The 18179-nt window shown below is 72.2% G+C and carries 16 protein-coding genes and 1 riboswitch; of the genes, 5 read left to right on the forward strand and 11 right to left on the reverse strand.

The window, feature by feature from the left end:
- Window positions 1-1422, forward strand: coding sequence for a cytochrome P450 (locus ACTWQI_RS19625; RefSeq protein ID WP_443272140.1), 1422 nt, complete (start codon window positions 1-3; stop codon window positions 1420-1422).
- Window positions 1423-1524: 102 nt separating this feature from the next.
- Here ACTWQI_RS19625 and ACTWQI_RS19630 read toward each other — a convergent pair whose 3' ends face one another.
- Window positions 1525-2628 carry a terpene synthase family protein gene (locus tag ACTWQI_RS19630; RefSeq protein WP_443272142.1) on the reverse strand — a complete coding sequence of 368 codons (1104 nt, stop codon included), beginning with the start codon at window positions 2626-2628 and terminating at the stop codon, window positions 1525-1527.
- Between the two features lie 3 nt (window positions 2629-2631).
- Window positions 2632-3543 carry an SAM-dependent methyltransferase gene (locus ACTWQI_RS19635; RefSeq protein WP_443272144.1) on the reverse strand — a complete coding sequence of 304 codons (912 nt, stop codon included), beginning with the start codon at window positions 3541-3543 and terminating at the stop codon, window positions 2632-2634.
- A 421-nt stretch (window positions 3544-3964) separates the two neighbouring features.
- Here ACTWQI_RS19635 and cbiE point away from each other — a divergent pair, with 421 nt between their 5' ends.
- The gene (gene cbiE / locus ACTWQI_RS19640) at window positions 3965-5254 is read left to right on the forward strand and encodes a precorrin-6y C5,15-methyltransferase (decarboxylating) subunit CbiE (protein WP_443272200.1); all 1290 of its coding nucleotides are present in this window, start codon (window positions 3965-3967) and stop codon (window positions 5252-5254) included.
- Window positions 5251-6027, forward strand: coding sequence for a precorrin-4 C(11)-methyltransferase (gene cobM / locus ACTWQI_RS19645; protein ID WP_443272146.1), 777 nt, complete (start codon window positions 5251-5253; stop codon window positions 6025-6027). Before cbiE ends, cobM begins: the two co-directional genes overlap by 4 nt.
- 296 nt (window positions 6028-6323) lie before the next feature.
- Here cobM and ACTWQI_RS19650 read toward each other — a convergent pair whose 3' ends face one another.
- Window positions 6324-7460 carry a cobalt-precorrin-5B (C(1))-methyltransferase gene (locus ACTWQI_RS19650; protein ID WP_443272147.1) on the reverse strand — a complete coding sequence of 379 codons (1137 nt, stop codon included), beginning with the start codon at window positions 7458-7460 and terminating at the stop codon, window positions 6324-6326.
- A 23-nt stretch (window positions 7461-7483) separates the two neighbouring features.
- Here ACTWQI_RS19650 and ACTWQI_RS19655 point away from each other — a divergent pair, with 23 nt between their 5' ends.
- Entirely contained in the window at window positions 7484-8245 is a 762-nt protein-coding gene (locus ACTWQI_RS19655) for a cobalt-precorrin-6A reductase (protein ID WP_443272149.1), read from the forward strand.
- Between the two features lie 7 nt (window positions 8246-8252).
- Here ACTWQI_RS19655 and ACTWQI_RS19660 read toward each other — a convergent pair whose 3' ends face one another.
- The 3 genes from ACTWQI_RS19660 to cobG are packed head-to-tail and all read right to left on the reverse strand — an operon-like array spanning window position 8253 to window position 11802.
- Complete coding sequence (locus ACTWQI_RS19660) at window positions 8253-9782, reverse strand: precorrin-2 C(20)-methyltransferase (protein ID WP_443272150.1); 1530 nt, start codon at window positions 9780-9782, stop codon at window positions 8253-8255.
- Window positions 9779-10420: a precorrin-8X methylmutase gene (locus ACTWQI_RS19665; protein ID WP_443272202.1), complete on the reverse strand. Its 642-nt coding sequence runs from the start codon at window positions 10418-10420 to the stop codon at window positions 9779-9781. Before ACTWQI_RS19665 ends, ACTWQI_RS19660 begins: the two co-directional genes overlap by 4 nt.
- A gap of 5 nt (window positions 10421-10425) precedes the next feature.
- The gene (cobG, locus tag ACTWQI_RS19670) at window positions 10426-11802 is read right to left on the reverse strand and encodes a precorrin-3B synthase (RefSeq protein WP_443272152.1); all 1377 of its coding nucleotides are present in this window, start codon (window positions 11800-11802) and stop codon (window positions 10426-10428) included.
- A 125-nt stretch (window positions 11803-11927) separates the two neighbouring features.
- Window positions 11928-12001: riboswitch (cobalamin riboswitch) on the forward strand.
- A 111-nt stretch (window positions 12002-12112) separates the two neighbouring features.
- Here cobG and cobN point away from each other — a divergent pair.
- On the forward strand, window positions 12113-15739 hold the full coding sequence (gene cobN / locus ACTWQI_RS19675; protein ID WP_443272154.1) for a cobaltochelatase subunit CobN: 3627 nt from the start codon (window positions 12113-12115) through the stop codon (window positions 15737-15739).
- Window positions 15740-15821: 82 nt separating this feature from the next.
- On the opposite strand, the gene ACTWQI_RS19680 is transcribed toward cobN, so the two are convergent.
- The 5 genes from ACTWQI_RS19680 to ACTWQI_RS19700 all read right to left on the reverse strand — a co-directional run bounded on the left by ACTWQI_RS19680 (window position 15822) and on the right by ACTWQI_RS19700 (window position 18132).
- On the reverse strand, window positions 15822-16343 hold the full coding sequence (locus tag ACTWQI_RS19680; RefSeq protein ID WP_443272203.1) for a GNAT family N-acetyltransferase: 522 nt from the start codon (window positions 16341-16343) through the stop codon (window positions 15822-15824).
- Window positions 16344-16372: 29 nt separating this feature from the next.
- Window positions 16373-16681 (reverse strand): hypothetical protein, encoded by a 309-nt coding sequence (locus ACTWQI_RS19685; protein WP_443272156.1) that lies wholly within the window; start codon window positions 16679-16681, stop codon window positions 16373-16375.
- Window positions 16682-16703: 22 nt separating this feature from the next.
- Entirely contained in the window at window positions 16704-17465 is a 762-nt protein-coding gene (locus ACTWQI_RS19690) for a type 1 glutamine amidotransferase domain-containing protein (RefSeq protein WP_443272158.1), read from the reverse strand.
- 104 nt (window positions 17466-17569) lie between these two features.
- Entirely contained in the window at window positions 17570-17740 is a 171-nt protein-coding gene (locus ACTWQI_RS19695; RefSeq protein WP_443272160.1) for a hypothetical protein, read from the reverse strand.
- Between the two features lie 35 nt (window positions 17741-17775).
- On the reverse strand, window positions 17776-18132 hold the full coding sequence (locus ACTWQI_RS19700; protein ID WP_443272162.1) for a PRC-barrel domain-containing protein: 357 nt from the start codon (window positions 18130-18132) through the stop codon (window positions 17776-17778).
- Between the last annotated feature and the right edge of the window lie 47 nt (window positions 18133-18179).

Below are 18179 nucleotides of genomic sequence, written 5' to 3' on the forward strand. Positions count from 1 at the left end.
GTGAGCACCACCCCCACCCCGCCCCCGCAGTGCCCGGCACACGGCACCGGCTCCGCCTCCGGCCCCAGCGGTCAGCGCCAGCTCTACGGCCCCGAAGCCGAGGCCGACCCGATGGGGCTGTACGAGAAGCTGCGCGCCGAACACGGCACGGTGGCCCCGGTGTTGGTCCACGGCGATCTCCCGGCCTGGCTGGTCCTGGGCCACCGGGAGAACCTCGATGTCGCGCGTACCCCCTCCCGCTTCTCCCGGGACCCCCGCCGCTGGCGTGACATGCAGGAGGGGAAGGTCCCCGCGGACCATCCGCTCACGCCGATGACCGCGTGGCAGCCGGTCTGCCACTTCGTCGACGGCGAGGAACACCGGCGGCTGCGCGGAGCGGTGACCGACTCCCTCGCCCGGTGCGACCGGCGCGGCATCCGCCGCTATGTCACCCGCTTCGCGAACCAGCTGATCGACCGGTTCGCCGCGGCCGGACAGGCCGATCTCGTGACCGAGTTCGCCGAGCATCTGCCGATGCTGGTGATGACGCAGGTCCTCGGGATGCCCGAGTCGTACGGGCCGAAGCTGGTGGACGCCGCGCGTGACATGATCAAGGGCACGGAGACGGCCGTCGCCAGCAACGACTACGTCACCACGGTGCTGCAGCAGCTCGTGGAGCGCAGAACCGGCAACCCCGGCCATGACTTCGCGTCCTGGTTGATCGACCATCCCGCCCGGCTCACCGCCGATGAGACAGTCGAGCATCTGCGGCTGGTCCTGATCGCCGCGTTCGAGAGCACGGCCAACCTCATCACGAACACGCTGAAAGTTGTGCTGACCGATCACCGTTTCCGGGCGCACCTGTCGGGTGGCCATATGACGCTGCCCGACGCCCTGGAACAGGTCATGTGGGACGCACCGCCGTTCACCACGATTCTCGGCCGTTGGTCCACCGGCGACACCGAGCTCGGCGGGCAGTGGATCAAGGCGGGCGACATGCTGCTGCTGGGCCTCGCGGCCGGCAACGTCGACCCGGAGATCCGCCCGGACCTGTCCCAGCCGGTCCACGGCAACCGTTCGCACCTGGCCTTCAGCGGCGGTCCGCACGAGTGCCCGGGGCAGGACCTCGGCAGGGCCATCGCCGACACCGGCATCGACACCCTGCTGACGCGGCTTCCGGACATTCAGCTTGCGGTGAAAGAAGCGCAGTTGCACTACGTCTCGTCACTGATGTCGCGTCATCTGACCGCTCTGCCGGTGACGTTCGCGCCATCCTCGGGGACGCCTGCGCCGACCGAGGGCAGTACGGGGGTCGGCGTCTTGCCGGCACGGCGCCAGTCCGTTCCCCTTCCGGAGGTGGTGCCGGCACCTGTGGCAACACCGCGAGCCGAGGAGCCTCGGGCGCGCAAGACGTCTTGGTGGTCCCGTCTGTTCAGCCGCTGAGCGCGAACTGCCGCGGGCCCGTACGGCCGAATGGCCTGCGTCCGGTCCACACCGGACGCAGGCCGTTCTCATGCAGTAGCGCGCCGACCCGCCTCGACGCCGTCAGTCCTCGAGCTGGTCCCACCACCAGGCCAGTGCCGGGATGGGAAGGGGCTCGGTGCTGGGATCGCTGGGCTTCGTGCTCCAGCGGATGCCGTATCTCGCTCCCGGCACCGGAAGGGCGTTCCGGTTGCGCGGGCTGGCGTAGCGTCCAGCGGTGCTCTCCCCGTGGATGAAGCCGGAGATGTAGTGGCCGAGTGACTCGAGATAGCGCCGCAGTTCGTCGTCGGCGCCGCGAGCCAGCTGCTGCCGCAGGGTCAGGAAGAGGGTCATGGCCCGGTCCCGGATGGCCACGGCGGCGGGCAGGGCTACCGCGGGCGAGCAGCCGTCCCGGTGGGCGAGCACATTGACGAGGTTCTGATCGGGGGGATCGAGATGGTCCTCTTTGGCATACGAGAACAGATCGTTGTCGCAGCCGACGATGAAGCCCGCGGTCTCGGTCAGGGCCTGTACGGGCGGCGAGTACAGCACGTCGGGCGGCAACCGGATGTCGTTCGCGACCTCGATGAAGGTGACGGAGAATCTGGTGCCGTTCATCGAGCCCCGCATGGCGGCGAAGTCGTTGAGCGCGGGCATGACGCGGCGTTCGCTGTTCGCGGTCTGCCAGCCGGCACCGAACAGCCAGTCTCGAGCCCCGTCGGCGAAGCGCCGCAGCTGGAAGGGCGTGAGCATGGCCCGGGTGCGGACCACCAGATCGTCGAGGGCCGTGGTGAGCGGGCTCGGGGGAAGCATGGCGGAGCCCGGTGCCTCCAGGGAGCGGACGAGTCGGGCGCTGTGATCGGTGATGTCCGCTGTGGTGATGCCGTCGGCCCCGGAGTCGTGCCAGTCGTCGAGCGCGGTCGCCCAGTAGTTCCACTCGACGAACAGCAGGATCGGTTCCTCGTCGCCATGAGGGATCATGCGGCAGGTGTACTCGGCGGCGTTGCCGGCCAGTCCCCAGGCGCGTTCGGTCGCGTCAGGGTAGATGCCGAACGCATCGATCCAGGCGACGGCTCGCTCCTCGATCCTCTCCGCCGCGGGATGGATGTCCACGTCGCGTGCGATCGGGCAGTAGAACGGCGGAAGTCGCCAGCCGATGGCCGAAGGGCGGTGAGTGGTTTCGATCATTGATCAGCGGCCCTTCAGCCGGAACAGCAGCAGCCGGGTCTCGATCGCGTGATCGCGCCAGACGCGGAAGAGCTTCCCGTGGGTAAGCGCCGATTCCAGCAGCCGGTCGCGGGCGATCGGTGACGGCGTGCCCCTGCGCTCCGCCTGGTCCAGCTCCGCCGTCGTCCAGGCCATGCTCTGGATCCAGAACTCGGCGACGCGGTCGGTGATGTCCTCGTCCTGCTCGAGATCGAAGCCTGCCGCATGTGCGGCGAAGATGTATTCCGTGAGCGTTCCCAGCCGGGTCTTGTAGTAGCCGTCGATGAACTCGGTCCACTCCGGGCGGCACACGAAGTGCTCCTGGACGCCGAACCATCCACCGGGCTTGAGAGCCCTGGCCACGACGGAGAAAAGCCGCTCGCGGTCCATGTATCCGGTGCTCTCGATGGCAACGGCGGCGTCGTACGTCCGCTCGTCCCGCAGGTCGTGTACGTCACCCAGGACGGGCGACACCAGGTTCGCCACCCCGGCTTGCCGGACGAATCCGGCCATGAGCGGAATATGCTCGGCCGTCACCGTCAGTCCGGTCACGGCGGCGCCGTACTCCTGGGCCCAATAGATGGACCCGCCCCCCAGGCCGCAACCGATGTCGAGGAGGGAGCCGGGCGGATTCGTGGGCACTCCCCAGGACGCGGCCGCGTGCTCGAGGACGGCCTCCTGGGAGTCGAGGATCCGCTGCTGTATGACGCGCTGGGCGACCGTGGTGTTCGGAGCGGCACCCGGATCGAACATCCCCATGTGGAAGTGGATGCGAGGCCCGGGCCCGTACTTGTGGAGGATGTCGGCCGTCTTACGTGAGTAGTACAGCGGCACTTCGCTCTCGTCGAACGTGGTGCCGCCCCCGGTGGCAGCCTCGATGACGACGTGGTTGTTCATGGAATCTCCGGTCGTGAAGGCGGCCGACTCGCCGTGGTCTGCGGCTGCCGGCCGTGGGTAGGGGGAGTGGGCGGTCAGTACGAGGACGTGTCGACGACGCCTAAGCGGAACACGGTGGTACCGGACTGATACGCGTGCTCCCGGTGAAGTGGGGGCAACGCAGCGGCGCGCAGCGAGACCTGTGGCACTGATTCCCTCCTGGATTGGACCAGCCTTCGACGGTCGGACTCTTCCCGTATTGGATCACTTGCCAACCTGCCTTGAGGACAGGTGGCCATTACTCATGTATGACATGAACGCATACCTTGGCCGGATAGCCTCCGTGGGGTGCCTCTTCTGGGGCGCCCCGGCGGCGGCGTGGCGCCGTCGGGTCAGTAGAGTCGGGTCGCGTCCCCGACCTGCGAGGCAAGAGGCAAGAGGTATCCCGTCCGTGAGCTCCGTCCGTTCCGTACCGCCCGGCGGGGCTCGGCCGGTCACCGTCGTGGGCATCGGGGCCGACGGCTGGGACGGGCTGGCCGCCGGCTCCCGGGAAGCCCTGACCGCGGCCGAGGTGCTGATCGGTGGGCCCCGCCAGCTGGAACTCCTGCCCTCGGACTGCGCCGGTGAGCGGATCCCCTGGCCGTCCCCGCTGCGCCCGGCTGTGCCCGGACTGCTGGCCGCACACGCCGGCCGCCGCATCGCCGTCCTCGCCAGTGGCGATCCCCTGTTCTTCGGCATCGGCCGCACGTTGGTGGAGCTGCTCGGCGCAGACCGGCTCCGCATCCTGCCGCACCCCTCGTCCATCTCCTACGCCTGTGCCCGGCTCGGCTGGCCGCTGGAGGAGACGGAGGTCGTCAGCCTCGTGGGCCGGCCCGCCGCCGCGCTGGCGGCTGCGCTGCACGAGCGGCGGCGGCTGCTCGTGCTCAGCGCCGGCGCGGACACCCCGGCCGAGGTGGCCGCGCTGCTGTGCGACCGGGGGTACGGGCCGAGCCGCCTGCAGGTGCTCGAACAGCTCGGGGGGGCGGGCGAGCGCCGTATCGAGGGCGTCGCCGACACCTGGTCGCGACCGCCCGGAGATCCGCTCAATGTGATCGCCGTGGAGTGTCGCCGCGCCGCGGGGGCGCTGCGGCTTCCAGTGGTCCCCGGGCTTCCGGACGAGGCGTACGAGCACGACGGCCAGCTCACCAAGCGCCATGTGCGGGCCGTGACGCTCGCCGCCCTCGCCCCCGCCCCGGGCGAGCTGCTGTGGGACGTCGGCGGCGGCTCCGGAAGTATCGCCATCGAGTGGATGCGGGCCCACCGCACCTGCCGGGCCGTGACAGTCGAACGCGATCCCGTACGGGCCGGGCGCATCGAGCGCAACGCCGCCGCGCTCGGGGTCCCCGCGCTGCGTGTCGTGCCGGGCGCCGCGCCCGCCGCCCTGGCCGGACTCCCGGCGCCGGACGCGGTGTTCGTGGGCGGCGGCGCCACCGTGCCGGGACTGCTGGAGACGTGCTGGTCGGCGCTGCCGCCCGGGGGACGACTGGTCGTCAACACGGTGACCCTGGAGTCCGAGGCACTGCTGGCCGACTGGTACCGGCGCCACGGCGGCGAACTCGTGCGCATCGCGGTGGCGCACGCCGCGCCCGTGGGCGGCTTCACCGGCTGGCGGCAGGCGATGCCGGTGACACAGTGGGCCGCGGTCAAACCTGCTGTGGAGGGACGGGCGGCCGATGGAGGAGAAGAACGATGACGGTGTACTTCATCGGCGCCGGGCCCGGCGCCGCCGACCTGATCACGGTACGCGGTCAGCGCACGCTGGCCGCCTGCCGGGTCTGCCTGTACGCGGGCAGCCTGGTGCCCCGCGAACTCCTCGCCGAGTGCCCGCCGGACGCCCGGCTGATCGACACCGCGCAGCTGAACCTCGACCAGATCACCGCCGAGCTGGTGCGGGCGCACGAGGAGGGGCACGACGTGGCCCGGCTGCACTCCGGTGACCCGTCGGTGTTCTCGGCCGTGGCCGAGCAGATGCGCCGGCTCGACGCGGCCGCTGTGCCGTACGAAGTGGTGCCGGGCGTACCGGCCTTCGCCGCCGCCGCTGCCGCACTGAAGCGCGAGCTCACCGTGCCGACGGTGGGCCAGACCGTGGTGCTCACCCGGGTGGCCAACCGGGCGACCCCGATGCCGGAAGGCGAGGACCTGGCCACCCTGGGGCGCAGCCGAGCCCTCATCGTCCTGCATCTCGCCGCCCGTTACGTGGACCGGGTCGTGGCGGAGCTGCTGCCGCACTACGGCGCCGACTGCCCGGCGGCCGTGGTGGCGATGGCCAGCCGCCCGGACGAGCTGGTGCTGCGCGGCACGCTCGCCGAGATCGCCGGACAGGTGAAGGCGGCGGGCGTGGTGCGGACCGCCGTCATCCTGGTGGGCCGGACGCTCGGCGCGGAGCAGTTCCGCGACAGCCACCTCTACTCGGCGGACCGGGACCGCGCTCACGATGCCGCCTCCGGCGGGGAAGCCGGGCACTAGACCTTGCCCCGGGCAGACGAATATTCCGCCGGACCCTCGCCACTGTGCGGTCGCGCCGTTGCGGCGGGATGTTTTTGCCGCGGCGAGGGCTTGGCGGCATCGGCGGCCGTGAACGTCGGGCGGTTGGTCCGCGGGCAGCGCGTGCTGGCGCGGGTTGCGGCCGACGGGTACTCCCGCCGGACTCTCGTCGTTGTGGTTTCGCGCCGCTGCGGCGGGATTTCGGTGCTGCTGCCGTGAGGGCTCGGCGGGTCGGCGGCTGCGGTGAGCGGCGCGCGGTTGGTCCGCGGGACGGGGGGCTACCGGCCCAGGGGGCCGAGGGGAGTGGCCCGGCCGACGATCGTGCCGGAGCGGTCGATGCAGATGACATCGACGGCGATCGGCTCGCCCCGCAGCTCGCCGAGCGCGGTGGCACGCGCCTCCTCGGCGACGAGGTCGCCCAGCGGGACGCCCCGGGCCGCGCACAGCTGTACGGTCTCGAGACCGGTGTTGGCCGCCGCCACGGCCGCCGCCAGGTCTTCGTCGGCGCCGCCCCGTCGGGCGAGCCCGGCCAGAAACCCCTTGTCCACCTGAGAGCGTGAGGAGTGCAGGTCGAGATGGCCCGCGGCGAGCTTGGACAGCTTGGCGAAGCCGCCGGCGATGGTCAGCCGGGGCACGGGGTGTCGCCGCAGATACCTGAGCACGGCCCCCGCGAAGTCGCCCATGTCCAGCAACGCGTCCTCCGGCAGCCGGTGCACGGCGACCGCCACCTTCTCGGACGTGGCGCCGGTGCAGCCCGCCACATGGGTGCGCCCGGCGGCATGGGCCACGTCGATGCCGCGCCGGATGCTGTCGATCCACGCGGAGCACGAGTACGGCACCACGATGCCGGTCGTGCCCAGAATGGACAGCCCGCCCAGAATGCCCAGCCGCGGATTCCAGGTGCTTCGGGCGATCTCCTCGCCGTCGTCGACGGATATCTCGATCTCCACGTCGCCGGAGCCGCCGTACCGGGAGGCGACCTCGGCGATGTGGTCGCGCATCATCTGCCGGGGCACCGGATTGACGGCGGGTTCTCCGACGGGCAGGGGAAGCCCTGGTCGGGTGACCGTGCCCACCCCGGGCCCGGCCCGGAAGACCACCCCGGCGCCGCGCGGAAGCGACTGCACCGTGGCTCGGATCAGCGCGCCGTGTGTCACATCCGGGTCGTCCCCGGCGTCCTTCACCACCCCCGCCATGGCGCGGTCCGGCCCCAATTCCTCGGCGGCGAGGGCGAAGTCGGGCCGCTGCCCCTTGGGCAGGGTGATCGTCACCGGATCGGGGAACTCGCCGGAGAGCAGCGCGGTGTACGCGGCCGTGGCCGCCGCCGTCGCACACGCGCCGGTGGTCCAGCCGTGCCGCAGCCCGGTGCGCTCCAACTGTGCCCGGCGACCGCCGGTCGCCCTCGTCTCAGCCACCACGCACCCCGAAGGAGGGGCCGATGAGCGGGACGCGGCATGTGCTCGTACTGGGCGGCACCACCGAGGCCCGCCGCCTCGCCACGGAACTCACCGACGACCCGGCGCTGAAGGTCACCAGTTCCCTCGCGGGCCGGGTCGCCCGGCCGCGGCTGCCCGCCGGGGACGTACGGATCGGCGGGTTCGGAGGCCCGGAAGGCCTGGCCCGCTGGCTGCGCGAGCACCAGGTGGACGCGCTCATCGACGCCACCCATCCTTTCGCCGGCACGATCAGTTTCCACGCGGCCCGGGCGGCCGCCGCCGTCCATGTTCCCCTGCTCGCCCTACGGCGTCCCGGCTGGGTGGCCGGCGATGGCGACACCTGGCACGCGGCCGCGTCGCTGGACGAGGCCGCGGAACTCCTTCCCGCCCTGGGGGAGAGGGTGTTCCTGACCACGGGCCGTACGGGACTCTCCACCTTCGCCCACCTGACCGGCCTGTGGTTCCTGGTCCGCTCCGTGGAGCCGCCCGAGCCGCCACAGCCGCCCCGGATGCAGGTGCTGCTCGACCGGGGGCCGTTCACCGTCGAGGGTGAGGCCGAGCTCCTCCACCGCCACCGCATCGACGTCCTCGTGACGAAGGACAGCGGAGGGCCCGCCACGGCTGCCAAGCTCACCGCGGCACGCGCGGCGGGACTGCCGGTCGTGGTAGTGCGCCGGCCGGCCGTGCCCGAGGGCGTTCCGGTCGCGGCCGACCCGGCCGAGGCCGTGGCATGGCTGCGGCACACCCTGAACACTCTCGGCTGACGGCCCGTCAATCATTCGCTGGATAGCGGCGCGGGGTCCACACGACCACCTCGCCGTCGCCGCGCCGTACCGCGCGCGTCTGCGAGGACCCGACGAGCAGGATCGTGCGCATGTCGACCTGATCCGGGTCGAGATCCCCCAGCCGTACGATCCGTACCCGCTCCTGCGGACCGCCGACGTCTCGGCCGAGCACCACGGGGGTGTCGGGTGCGCGGTGCTCCAGCAGCAGTTCGCGGGCCTTGCCGACCTGCCAGAGGCGGCTGCGGGAGCCCGGGTTGTACAGGGCCAGGACCAGATCGGCGGCGGCTGCCGCGCGCAGCCGTTCGGCGATCACCTCCCACGGCTTGAGCCGGTCGGACAGCGACACGACCGCGTAGTCGTGGCCCAGCGGTGCGCCCGCCCGCGCGGCTGCGGCCTGGGCCGCCGTCAGGCCCGGAAGCACCCGCACGGGCACCTGGTCGTAAGGGGCCTCGGAGGCCGCCTCCAGTACGGCGGTCGCCATGGCGAACACCCCGGGGTCGCCGGAGGAGACGACGGCGACCCGCCGCCCCCGCCGGGCGAGATCGAGGGCGAACTCCGCGCGCTCGGCCTCCACCTTGTTGTCGGAGGCGTGCCGCCGCTGGCCGGGCCGCACCGGTACCCGGTCCAGATACGTGGCGTAGCCGACCAGGTCCTCGGCCGCGGCGAGTTCGCCCCGGGCCTGAGGAGTCAGCCACATCGGCCCGGCCGGACCGAGGCCCACCACGACCACCTCGCCCCGCCGCGCTTCGGACGACGGTTCCGGCTCTCCAGCTGTCGAGCCGCGCCGACTCGGCAGCACGGCCATCGAGAAGTACGGCACGGACTCCGGGTCCACCTCCGCGAACGGCGCGGTGCGCTCCGCGCTCATCGTGGCCCGCTCCACGTAGTGCGCCTGCGCCAGCCGGCCGGACCGCTCCAGCGCGCGCCGAACGGTCGGGAAGGTACGGCCGAGCTTCATCACGGCGGCCGCGTCCGTGGACGCGAGCCGGGCGGTTAGCTCCTCCTCGGGCAGGGTGCCCGGGAGGACGGTCAACACCTCCTCGCCCTCCGCAAGCGGCGTGCCCAGCCGGGCCGCCGCGGCGCTCACCGAGGTGACCCCCGGTACGACTTCGGTCGGGTAGCGGTGGGCGAGCCGCTTGTGCATGTGCATGTACGAGCCGTAGAAGAGCGGATCGCCCTCGGCGAGCACCGCGACCGTCCGGCCCGCGTCCAGATGGGCCGCCAGCCGGGCCGCGGCCTCGGCGTAGAACTCGTCCATCGCGCCCTGGTAGCCGCCGGGGTGATCCGTCGTCTCCGTGGTGAGCGGGTACATCAGCCGCTCTTCGATGTGGTCGGCGCGCAGCTGCCGTTCGGCGATGGACCGCGCGATGCTCCGGCCGTGCCGGGCGCAGTGGTAGGCGATGACGTCGGCCTCGGCGATGACCTCCACGGCCCGTACCGTCATCAGGGACGGATCCCCCGGGCCGAGTCCCACGCCGTAGAGCCGGCCCGTGCGCCCGATCTGCTGGTCGCTCACTCTGCCTCGCTCGCTATCGCGTTGATCGCTGCCGCGGCCATGGCGCTGCCGCCCCGCCGCCCTCGTACGACCAGGTGCTCGAGCCCCGCCGGGTGTCCGGCCAGCGCGTCCTTCGACTCCGCGGCGCCCACGAAGCCCACCGGTACGCCGATGACGGCCGCCGGGCGAGGGGCACCCTCCTCGATCATCTCCAGCAGCCGGAACAGCGCAGTCGGGGCGTTGCCGACGGCTATCACCGAGCCCGCCATCCGCTCGCGCCACAGCTCGAGCGCGGCGGCGCTGCGCGTGGTGCCCATTCGGGCGGCGAGCTCGGGGACACCGGGGTCGGACAGGGTGCAGACGACGTCGTTGCCGGCGGGGAGCCGCTTGCGGGTGACACCGCTGGCCACCATGGCGGCGTCACAGAGGATCGGCGCACCGGCGCGCAGCGCCGCGCGGGCGCGGGACACCACTCCTCGCGTGAACACGAGGTCCTGGACGAGGTCGACCATGCCGCAGGCGTGGATCATCCGCACGGCGACCTGGCTGACGTCCGGGGGGAGTCCGGCGAGGTCTGCCTCGGCACGGATGGTGGCAAAGGACTGGCGGTAGATGGCCGCCCCGTCCCGCTCGTAGTCGAACACTGTCGCCTCGTTCATCTCGTTCATGTCGTCCTGCGGGCCGCCGCCACCGCGTCGGCCGTCTCGGGTGCCGTCCGTGCCACGGATGTCCGCTCCGGCTTCCCTGCCCCCCGGACCGTGATCTGGTAACCGCCGTCCGCGGCCAGTACATCGACCCAGCTGCCGCCTCCCGGATGGCCGCAGCGGCGCTCACAGCCCGACCAGTACACGGGCAGGAGATCCGGCTGTCCCGACGGGCTCCGCTCCATGGCCGCGACGGCGTCGGCGCGGACATCGGTGCGGGACTTCGCGCATCCGGGACGGCCCGTGCAGGCGCCGACCCCGTGCCAGGGGGAGCCGGGATCCGTGACGAAACCGGCGTCGGCGGCGCCCTGGAGTCCTTCGGCGGCGGCCCGCGGCGTCAGCCCGGGGAGGACGACACCGCGCCAGGGTGTCACACGCAGGTCGCCGGACCCGTGCCGGGCGGCCGTCGAGGCGAGCCACCGCCACTGTCCGGCCGTCACCCGGCCGAGGGGAGCCACCACCGACAGCGCGCAACGTCCGTCCGTTCCCTGGACCACGCCCGGCGCGGACGGCGCGCCGCGTGGCTGGGGGCACCTTTGGGGGCACCCCCAGCGGTAGCTGGGGGAGGTAGCTGGGGGAGGGTCGGCGTCGCCCGCGTGCTCCACGGGGATCCCCGCGCGCCGGAGCCGTTGCCCCAACGCGCCCGCCGTCAGGCCGTGTCCGGGAGGGAGGTCCCGTACGCGCCAGGCCGGTGTGCCGCTCGCCGCGGCGGCGGCCAGGAACTCCTCCGCCGCCAGCACCGCGGCGCGCGGGGCGTCGTCGGCGGGTACCCGCAGTGCGGGACCCGCCGCGCCGGCTTCCAGCAGCGCGGTCCCGTCCGCATCTGCGATCAACGTCACATCGGCGCGCAGCGCGGCCACGTCCCCGCGCCCGTCATCCAGCGCGAACAGAAAACGACCGGAAAGGGTGGCCATGTCCGGGTGTGAGCACAGGATTTCGTCCAGGCGGCGGGCCCACTCCTGGACATCGGCATGTCCACTCCCGTCGAGTCCCGACAGGGGTGAGGCGATCAGGTTCCGGGCCCGTTCGTGTCGGTCCGAGGGCAGAAGTCCCGCCGTGCGCAGGCGTCGTGCCAGCTCACCGCCGCAGCCGGAGTCCAGCCCGCGCACTTGCACGTTCCCCCGGGAGGTGATGTCCAGACGCCCGTCACCGAACTCCTCGGCGATCCCGGCCAGCAACTCGGCCTGATGGGCCGTCAGCAAGCCTGCGGGCAGCCGGATACGGGCCAGCGCACCGTCGTCGGCCGCATGCAGACGCAGCGCCCCGGGACAGGCGTCCCCGCCCTCGCGGCGGGGCGGATCCACCCTTCCAGGGCTGGTGGCGGGGCTGGGAGGCATGGCCGGGAGCATACCGACCGGCAGGCCGGGCGTATGTACCGCCAAACTTCGGGTAAGGGCTGCCAGCCCTTACTATGCTCCCGGCGGGCCGACTGGTCCGCCGGACGCCAGCGACGGCGCTTGGGGAGGAAGCCGGTGCGAATCCGGCGCGGTCCCGCCACTGTGAGCGCGGCAGCACAGCCGTGTGAGTCAGGAACTCCCGCCGTCCTCCACCGCCCGGGGCGCGGACCCCGAGGAAGGCCAGTTGCCGCATGCGCGCATTCCCGCCCCGCACCGCCGATGCCACCACCGATGCCCTGGGGAGCGCCGCGTGATCCTGCTGCTGTCGACCTCCGACACCGACCTGCTGAGCGCCCGGGCGAGCAACGGCCCCGTTCCGTACCGCCTTGCCAACCCCGCCCGCCTCTCCCTCGACGACCTGCCCGGACTGCTGGAGGGCACGGACCTCGTCGTGGTACGGCTCCTCGGCGGCATCCGGGCCTGGCAGGACGGCCTCGACGCGCTGCTCGCCGGTCCCCGCCCCGTGGTCGTCCTCAGCGGTGAACAGGCCCCCGACGCCCAGCTGATGGCGGCATCCACGGTTCCGGTGGGCATCGCCGCCGAGGCCCACGCCTACCTCGCGCACGGTGGCCCCGCCAACCTCGACCAGCTGGCCCGATTCCTCTCGGACACGGTGCTGCTGACCGGCCACGGCTTCGAACCGCCGGAGCCCGCGCCCACCTGGGGGCCGCTGGAGCGCGCCGGGCGGACGGGCGCCGATGGCCCAGTCGTCGCCGTGCTCTACTACCGGGCTCACCACATGAGCGGCAACACCGCCTTCGTGGAAGCCCTCTGCACGGCGATCGAGGACGCCGGCGGACGGCCGATGCCGCTGTTCGTCGCCTCGCTCCGCGCACCCGAGGCCGAACTGGTCGAGGCACTCGGCGCGGCCGACGCCGTCGTCACCACCGTCCTCGCCGCCGGTGGCACCCGCCCCGCCGAGGCCTCCGCCGGGGGCGACGACGAGGCCTGGGACGCCGGCGCGCTGGCCGCCCTCGATGTGCCGATCCTGCAGGCGCTCTCCCTGACCGGGCCGCGCAGCGCGTGGGAGGACAACGACGAAGGCCTCTCACCCCTGGATGCCGCGACCCAGGTCGCCGTCCCGGAGTTCGACGGCCGCCTGATCACGGTGCCCTTCTCCTTCAAGGAGGTCGACGAGGACGGCCTGCCGACCTACGTCGCCGACCCCGAACGCGCCGCCCGTGTCGCCGGAATCGCGGTACGCCACGCCCGGCTGCGCCACATCCCCGCAGCCGAGAAGCGGTTGGCCTTGGTGCTCTCCGCCTATCCCACCAAGCACGCGCGGATCGGCAACGCGGTCGGACTCGACACCCCTGCCAGTGCGGTGGCCCTGCTGCGACGGCTCCGTTCCGAGGGCTTCGACCTCGGCCCCGAGGACGGTGCCGACGCGCTGCCCGGGCTCGCCTCCGGCGACGGCGACGAACTGATCTACGCCCTCATCGAGGCCGGCGGGCACGACCAGGAGTGGCTCACCGAGGAGCAGCTGACCCGCAACCCGGTGCGCATCCCGGCCGCCGACTACCGGCGCTGGTACGAGCAGTTGCCCCAGCAGCTGCGCGACGCGGTCGAGCAGCACTGGGGGCCGCCGCCGGGCGGGATGTTCGTCGACACCAGCCGCGACCCGGACGGCGAGATCGTGCTGGCCGCGCTGCGGCGCGGCAACCTCCTCGTCCTCATCCAGCCGCCGCGCGGCTTCGGCGAGAACCCCATCGCCATCTATCACGACCCGGACCTGCCGCCCTCGCACCACTACCTGGCCGCGTACCGCTGGATCGCCGCCTCGCAGGACGACGGAGGCTTCGGCGCCGACGCCATGATCCACCTGGGCAAGCACGGCAACCTGGAGTGGCTGCCGGGGAAGAACGCCGGCCTGTCCGCCGCCTGCGGACCCGACGCGGCCCTCGGCGACCTGCCCCTGATCTACCCCTTCCTCGTCAACGACCCGGGCGAGGGCACCCAGGCCAAGCGCCGGGTCCACGCCACCCTCGTCGACCACCTCGTACCGCCGATGGCCCGCGCCGACAGCTACGGCGACATCGCGCGCCTGGAGCAGCTGCTCGACGAGTACGCGGCCATCTCGGCCATGGACCCGGCGAAGCTGCCCGCCATCCGCGCCCAGATCTGGACGCTGATCCAGGCCGCCCGGCTCGACCACGATCTCGGGCTCGAGGAACGGCCGGACGACGACGGGTTCGACGACTTCCTGCTCCACGTCGACGGCTGGCTGTGCGAGGTCAAGGACGCCCAGATCCGGGACGGGCTGCACGTCCTCGGCCAGGCACCGGCCGGCGCCGAGCGGGTCAACCTCGTTCTCGCCATCCTGCGCGCCCGCCAGATCTGGGGCGGCAGCTCCACCCTGCCCGGACTGCGCGAGGCCCTCGGTCTGGACGAGTCCGCAGCCACTCGTACCGGCGCGGACGAGGCGGAGGAGCGCGCCCGCGCGCTGGTGCAGGCCATGGAAGACGCCGACTGGGAGCCGGGGGCCGTGGAGAAGGTCACTGCAGCGCTGCCCGACGGGCAGCGCGGACCGGTCTCCGCTGTCCTGGACTTCGCCGCCCGCCAGGTCGTACCCCGCCTGGCGTCGACCACGGACGAGATCGACCACGCCGTGCACGCCCTCGCCGGCGGCTTCGTTCCCGCCGGCCCGTCGGGATCGCCGCTGCGCGGTCTGGTGAACGTCCTGCCGACCGGCCGCAACTTCTACTCCGTCGACCCCAAGGCCGTCCCCAGCCGCCTCGCCTGGGAGACCGGCCAGGCCCTCGCCGACTCCCTCCTGACCCGCTACCGCACCGACAACGGCGACTGGCCGCGCTCGGTGGGCCTGTCCCTGTGGGGCACCAGCGCCATGCGCACATCCGGTGATGACGTCGCCGAGGCCCTGGCCCTCCTCGGGATCCGGCCGGTGTGGGACGACGCCTCGCGCCGCGTCACCGGACTGGAGCCCGTCCCGCTGGACCAGCTGGGCCGGCCGCGGATCGATGTCACCCTGCGCATCAGCGGATTCTTCCGCGACGCGTTCCCCCACGTCATCGCACTCCTCGACGACGCCGTCCGGCTCGCCGCCGCCCTGGAGGAAGGGGACGAGCACAACTACGTACGCGCCCACGCCCAGGCCGAGCTCGCGGTGCACGGAGACGAACGGCGGGCCACCACGCGGATCTTCGGATCCCGGCCCGGGACGTACGGCGCCGGGCTGCTGCAGCTCATCGACAGCCGGGACTGGCGCACCGACGCCGACCTCGCGGAGGTCTACACCGTCTGGGGCGGCTACGCCTACGGCCGCGAACTCGAAGGCCGCCCGGCCCGCGAGGAGATGGAGAGCGCCTACCGGCGGATCGCGGTGGCGGCGAAGAACACCGACACCCGTGAGCACGACATCGCCGACTCCGACGACTACTTCCAGTACCACGGCGGCATGGTCGCCACCGTCCGCGCCCTGCGGGGCACCGCCCCCGAGGCGTACATCGGTGACAGCACCCGCCCCGAGACGGTGCGTACCCGCACGCTGGTGGAGGAGACCTCGCGCGTCTTCCGCGCCCGTGTGGTCAACCCCCGCTGGATCGAGGCCATGCGCCGCCACGGCTACAAGGGAGCCTTCGAACTCGCCGCCACCGTGGACTACTTGTTCGGTTACGACGCCACGACGGGTGTGGTGGCCGACTGGATGTACGACAAGCTCGCGCAGACCTATGTCCTCGACCCCGAGAATCGCCGCTTCCTGCAGGACGCCAATCCGTGGGCGCTGCACGGCATGACCGAGCGCCTGCTGGAGGCCGAGAGCCGGGGCATGTGGGCCGAGCCCGACCCGGCCGTGCTCGACCAGCTGCGCCAGGTGTTCCTGGAGACCGAGGGCGACCTCGAGGGCGCGGACGACTGAACGGGCGCCGGCTTGCGGGCCGGGCGCGCCTGAGGTCGGCTGCTGCCCGGCTACGCCGCTACGCGCGGCACCCGCCGCGGTCTCAGCGCAGCTCGAGCAGCATCACGTCATGGAGGTCTGAGCCCTCCCACGGCCGCGCCTCGCCGATCTTGCGGTATCCCCACGCCCGGTACGCGGCCGATGCCGCCTTGCTGGCCGGGTGGACGTTGAGCAGCACCCGCTCGGCCTCGATGTCTTCGAGCAGCACCTCGTGCATGCGGCGCGCGATGCCCTGCCTGCGCCACGGCCCGCGCACGGCGAGCTCCATGAGGCCGAAGGTCCGGTGTCCGTCCTCGCGCCGCATGTCGTCGGGTACGGGTTCGGTCAGTTGGTCCCACCATCCCGTGTTGGGGCCGAGCGGGTAGCCGTAGGCCATGCCGACCGGATCGCCGTCCTCGGTATGGGCCAGGGCGGCGCGGAAGGTGGCTTTGCGGGTCTGGGAGCGGAAGCGCCGGAAGGTGGCCGTGACGTCGTCCTCGGTCTCGTTGTATGGGGGTTCCGCGAACGCCTCGGCGTAGACCAGCCTGAACGCGTCCTCGGCCCGCGTGGCGGCCGACCCGTCCATGCGCTCTACGGTGATGGTCCCTTGCTGCGTCACGTGGTGCTCCCTCGGACGGTCTCGCGGATGCGCTCGCTGCACTCGCGCGCCGCGGCACTGTCGACCCTGCCCGCGCCTCGGTGGAACTCTCGGATCCTGTCCAGCAGCCGCGGAGAGGAGATACCGCCGCATGCGTCGAGAACGGCGCTCATCTCCGAGCAGGATTCGTCGACTTCCCCTGCGCCGAGAAGTACACCCGCGAGCTTCACGCGGTACGAGGCGCCGTTGCGTGCGAGGTCCCTGCCGATGCCGCGTACGGCGGCGCGCAGGAACGGCACGGCACGTTTGGGCTGCTCGGCTCGCACGTACAAACCGCAGGTCAGAGGATCAAGCGGGATGTTCGCCGTCCGCCGCCAGCATCGCTGCGAAACGCCGGGCGAACAGATAGGCATCGCCGGGCCACCGGGCCGAGAGATAGCTGCCGTCCTGCATGACGAAGGCGGGCGTGTCGTCGGTGGCGGTGCCTCGCCGACGCAGCTCGGTCGGCCCGCGCTCGAACTGCCCGGGGTCGTCGAGGGCGGCGACGACCTCGTCCTGCACGTAGGCCGGGTACGTGCGGTAGTAGCGGCCGCGGCGCCAGGCGGTGAGGTAGTAGGCGGACCGTTCCATGTACTTCGGCAGGCACGTCGTACGGCGGCCGGCGAGGACGCTGCGCCCCGTATCCGGATCGAGGGTGCGGGCCAGTACGAGGACTCCGTGGCAGATGGCGCCTACCGGCCGGCCCGTCCGCCAGAACCGGGCCACCTTCTCCCGCAGCTCCCCGGAACCGAGGTACTGGCGCATGCCAGGGGCGTGGCCGCCGGGCAGCAGTAGGCCGTCGTACTCCTCCGGCTCGATGCCGGCCCAGGCGATCGGACTGCGGAATGCGGGCTCGCCGGTGAGTCGGCGGTAGAACTCCTTCGGCTCGGGTTCCGCGCCCAGCTGCCCGAAGAGGACGCCGGTGAGCAGCAGCGGATCGGCCTGGGGCGGGCCGTCGCCGTGCTCGGTGGCGAACACCACCTCGTGCCCCGCCTCCCTCAGCAGCTGCCAGGGCACGGCCACCTCGGTGACGTCGAAGTCGTGATCGGGCAGCGGTATGAGGATGCGCATGGGTTCTCCCTACCACGCCGCGCCCGGCGCCGGATGCGATCCGGCCCGATGGGCTGGGCGACGGTCCTCACACGCGGTGCTCCAACTCCTCCGTTGCGGTGAGCTCATCGGACGTGGTGTTTGCGGTGGCCAGAGCCGAGGCGGAATCCGACCAGCACCAGGTCGGCGATGAAGACGATCACGCCGACGACCAGCAGGTAGAGCAGCCCGTTGACCACCGCTCCGATGAAGCCGAGCGTGACTGCCACGAGGAGCAACAGAAGGAAGAGGGCCATCGTTCACTTCCGATCGGTTCCCGTTGGGTCCGATGTCACCGGCGCCCGAGTCGGCGCTCACCACCGGCGCCGGTCTGGTAGGGCAGGTCGTAGTGGGCGAAGACCGCCGGTTCGTCCTCGGCGAGCAGCTCGCCGTCGACGTCGATGGCGGGTGCGTCCTTGGCCAGCGCCCGGTCGTACGCGACCTTCAGGTACCCAGGTCCCACGGTCGCACCCGTCAGCGGTACGAAGATCAGCCGCCGACGTGTCGGCATGCCGACCGTGACGGTCGCGAAGGAGGGCTGGTCGGTGGCGGTGTCGACATAGATCGCCTCCAGCGTTCCGATCTTCCGGCGGTCGACATCGACCACGTCGTGGCCACGCCACTCGCGGATGTCTTCGGCCTCGAACACGAAGGCGTTCCTTCCCTGCGGTTGCTGCGCGGATCCTGTCTGCCCAT

The organism is Streptomyces sp. KR80 (assembly GCF_052245555.1).
Lineage (GTDB): Bacteria > Actinomycetota > Actinomycetes > Streptomycetales > Streptomycetaceae > Streptomyces.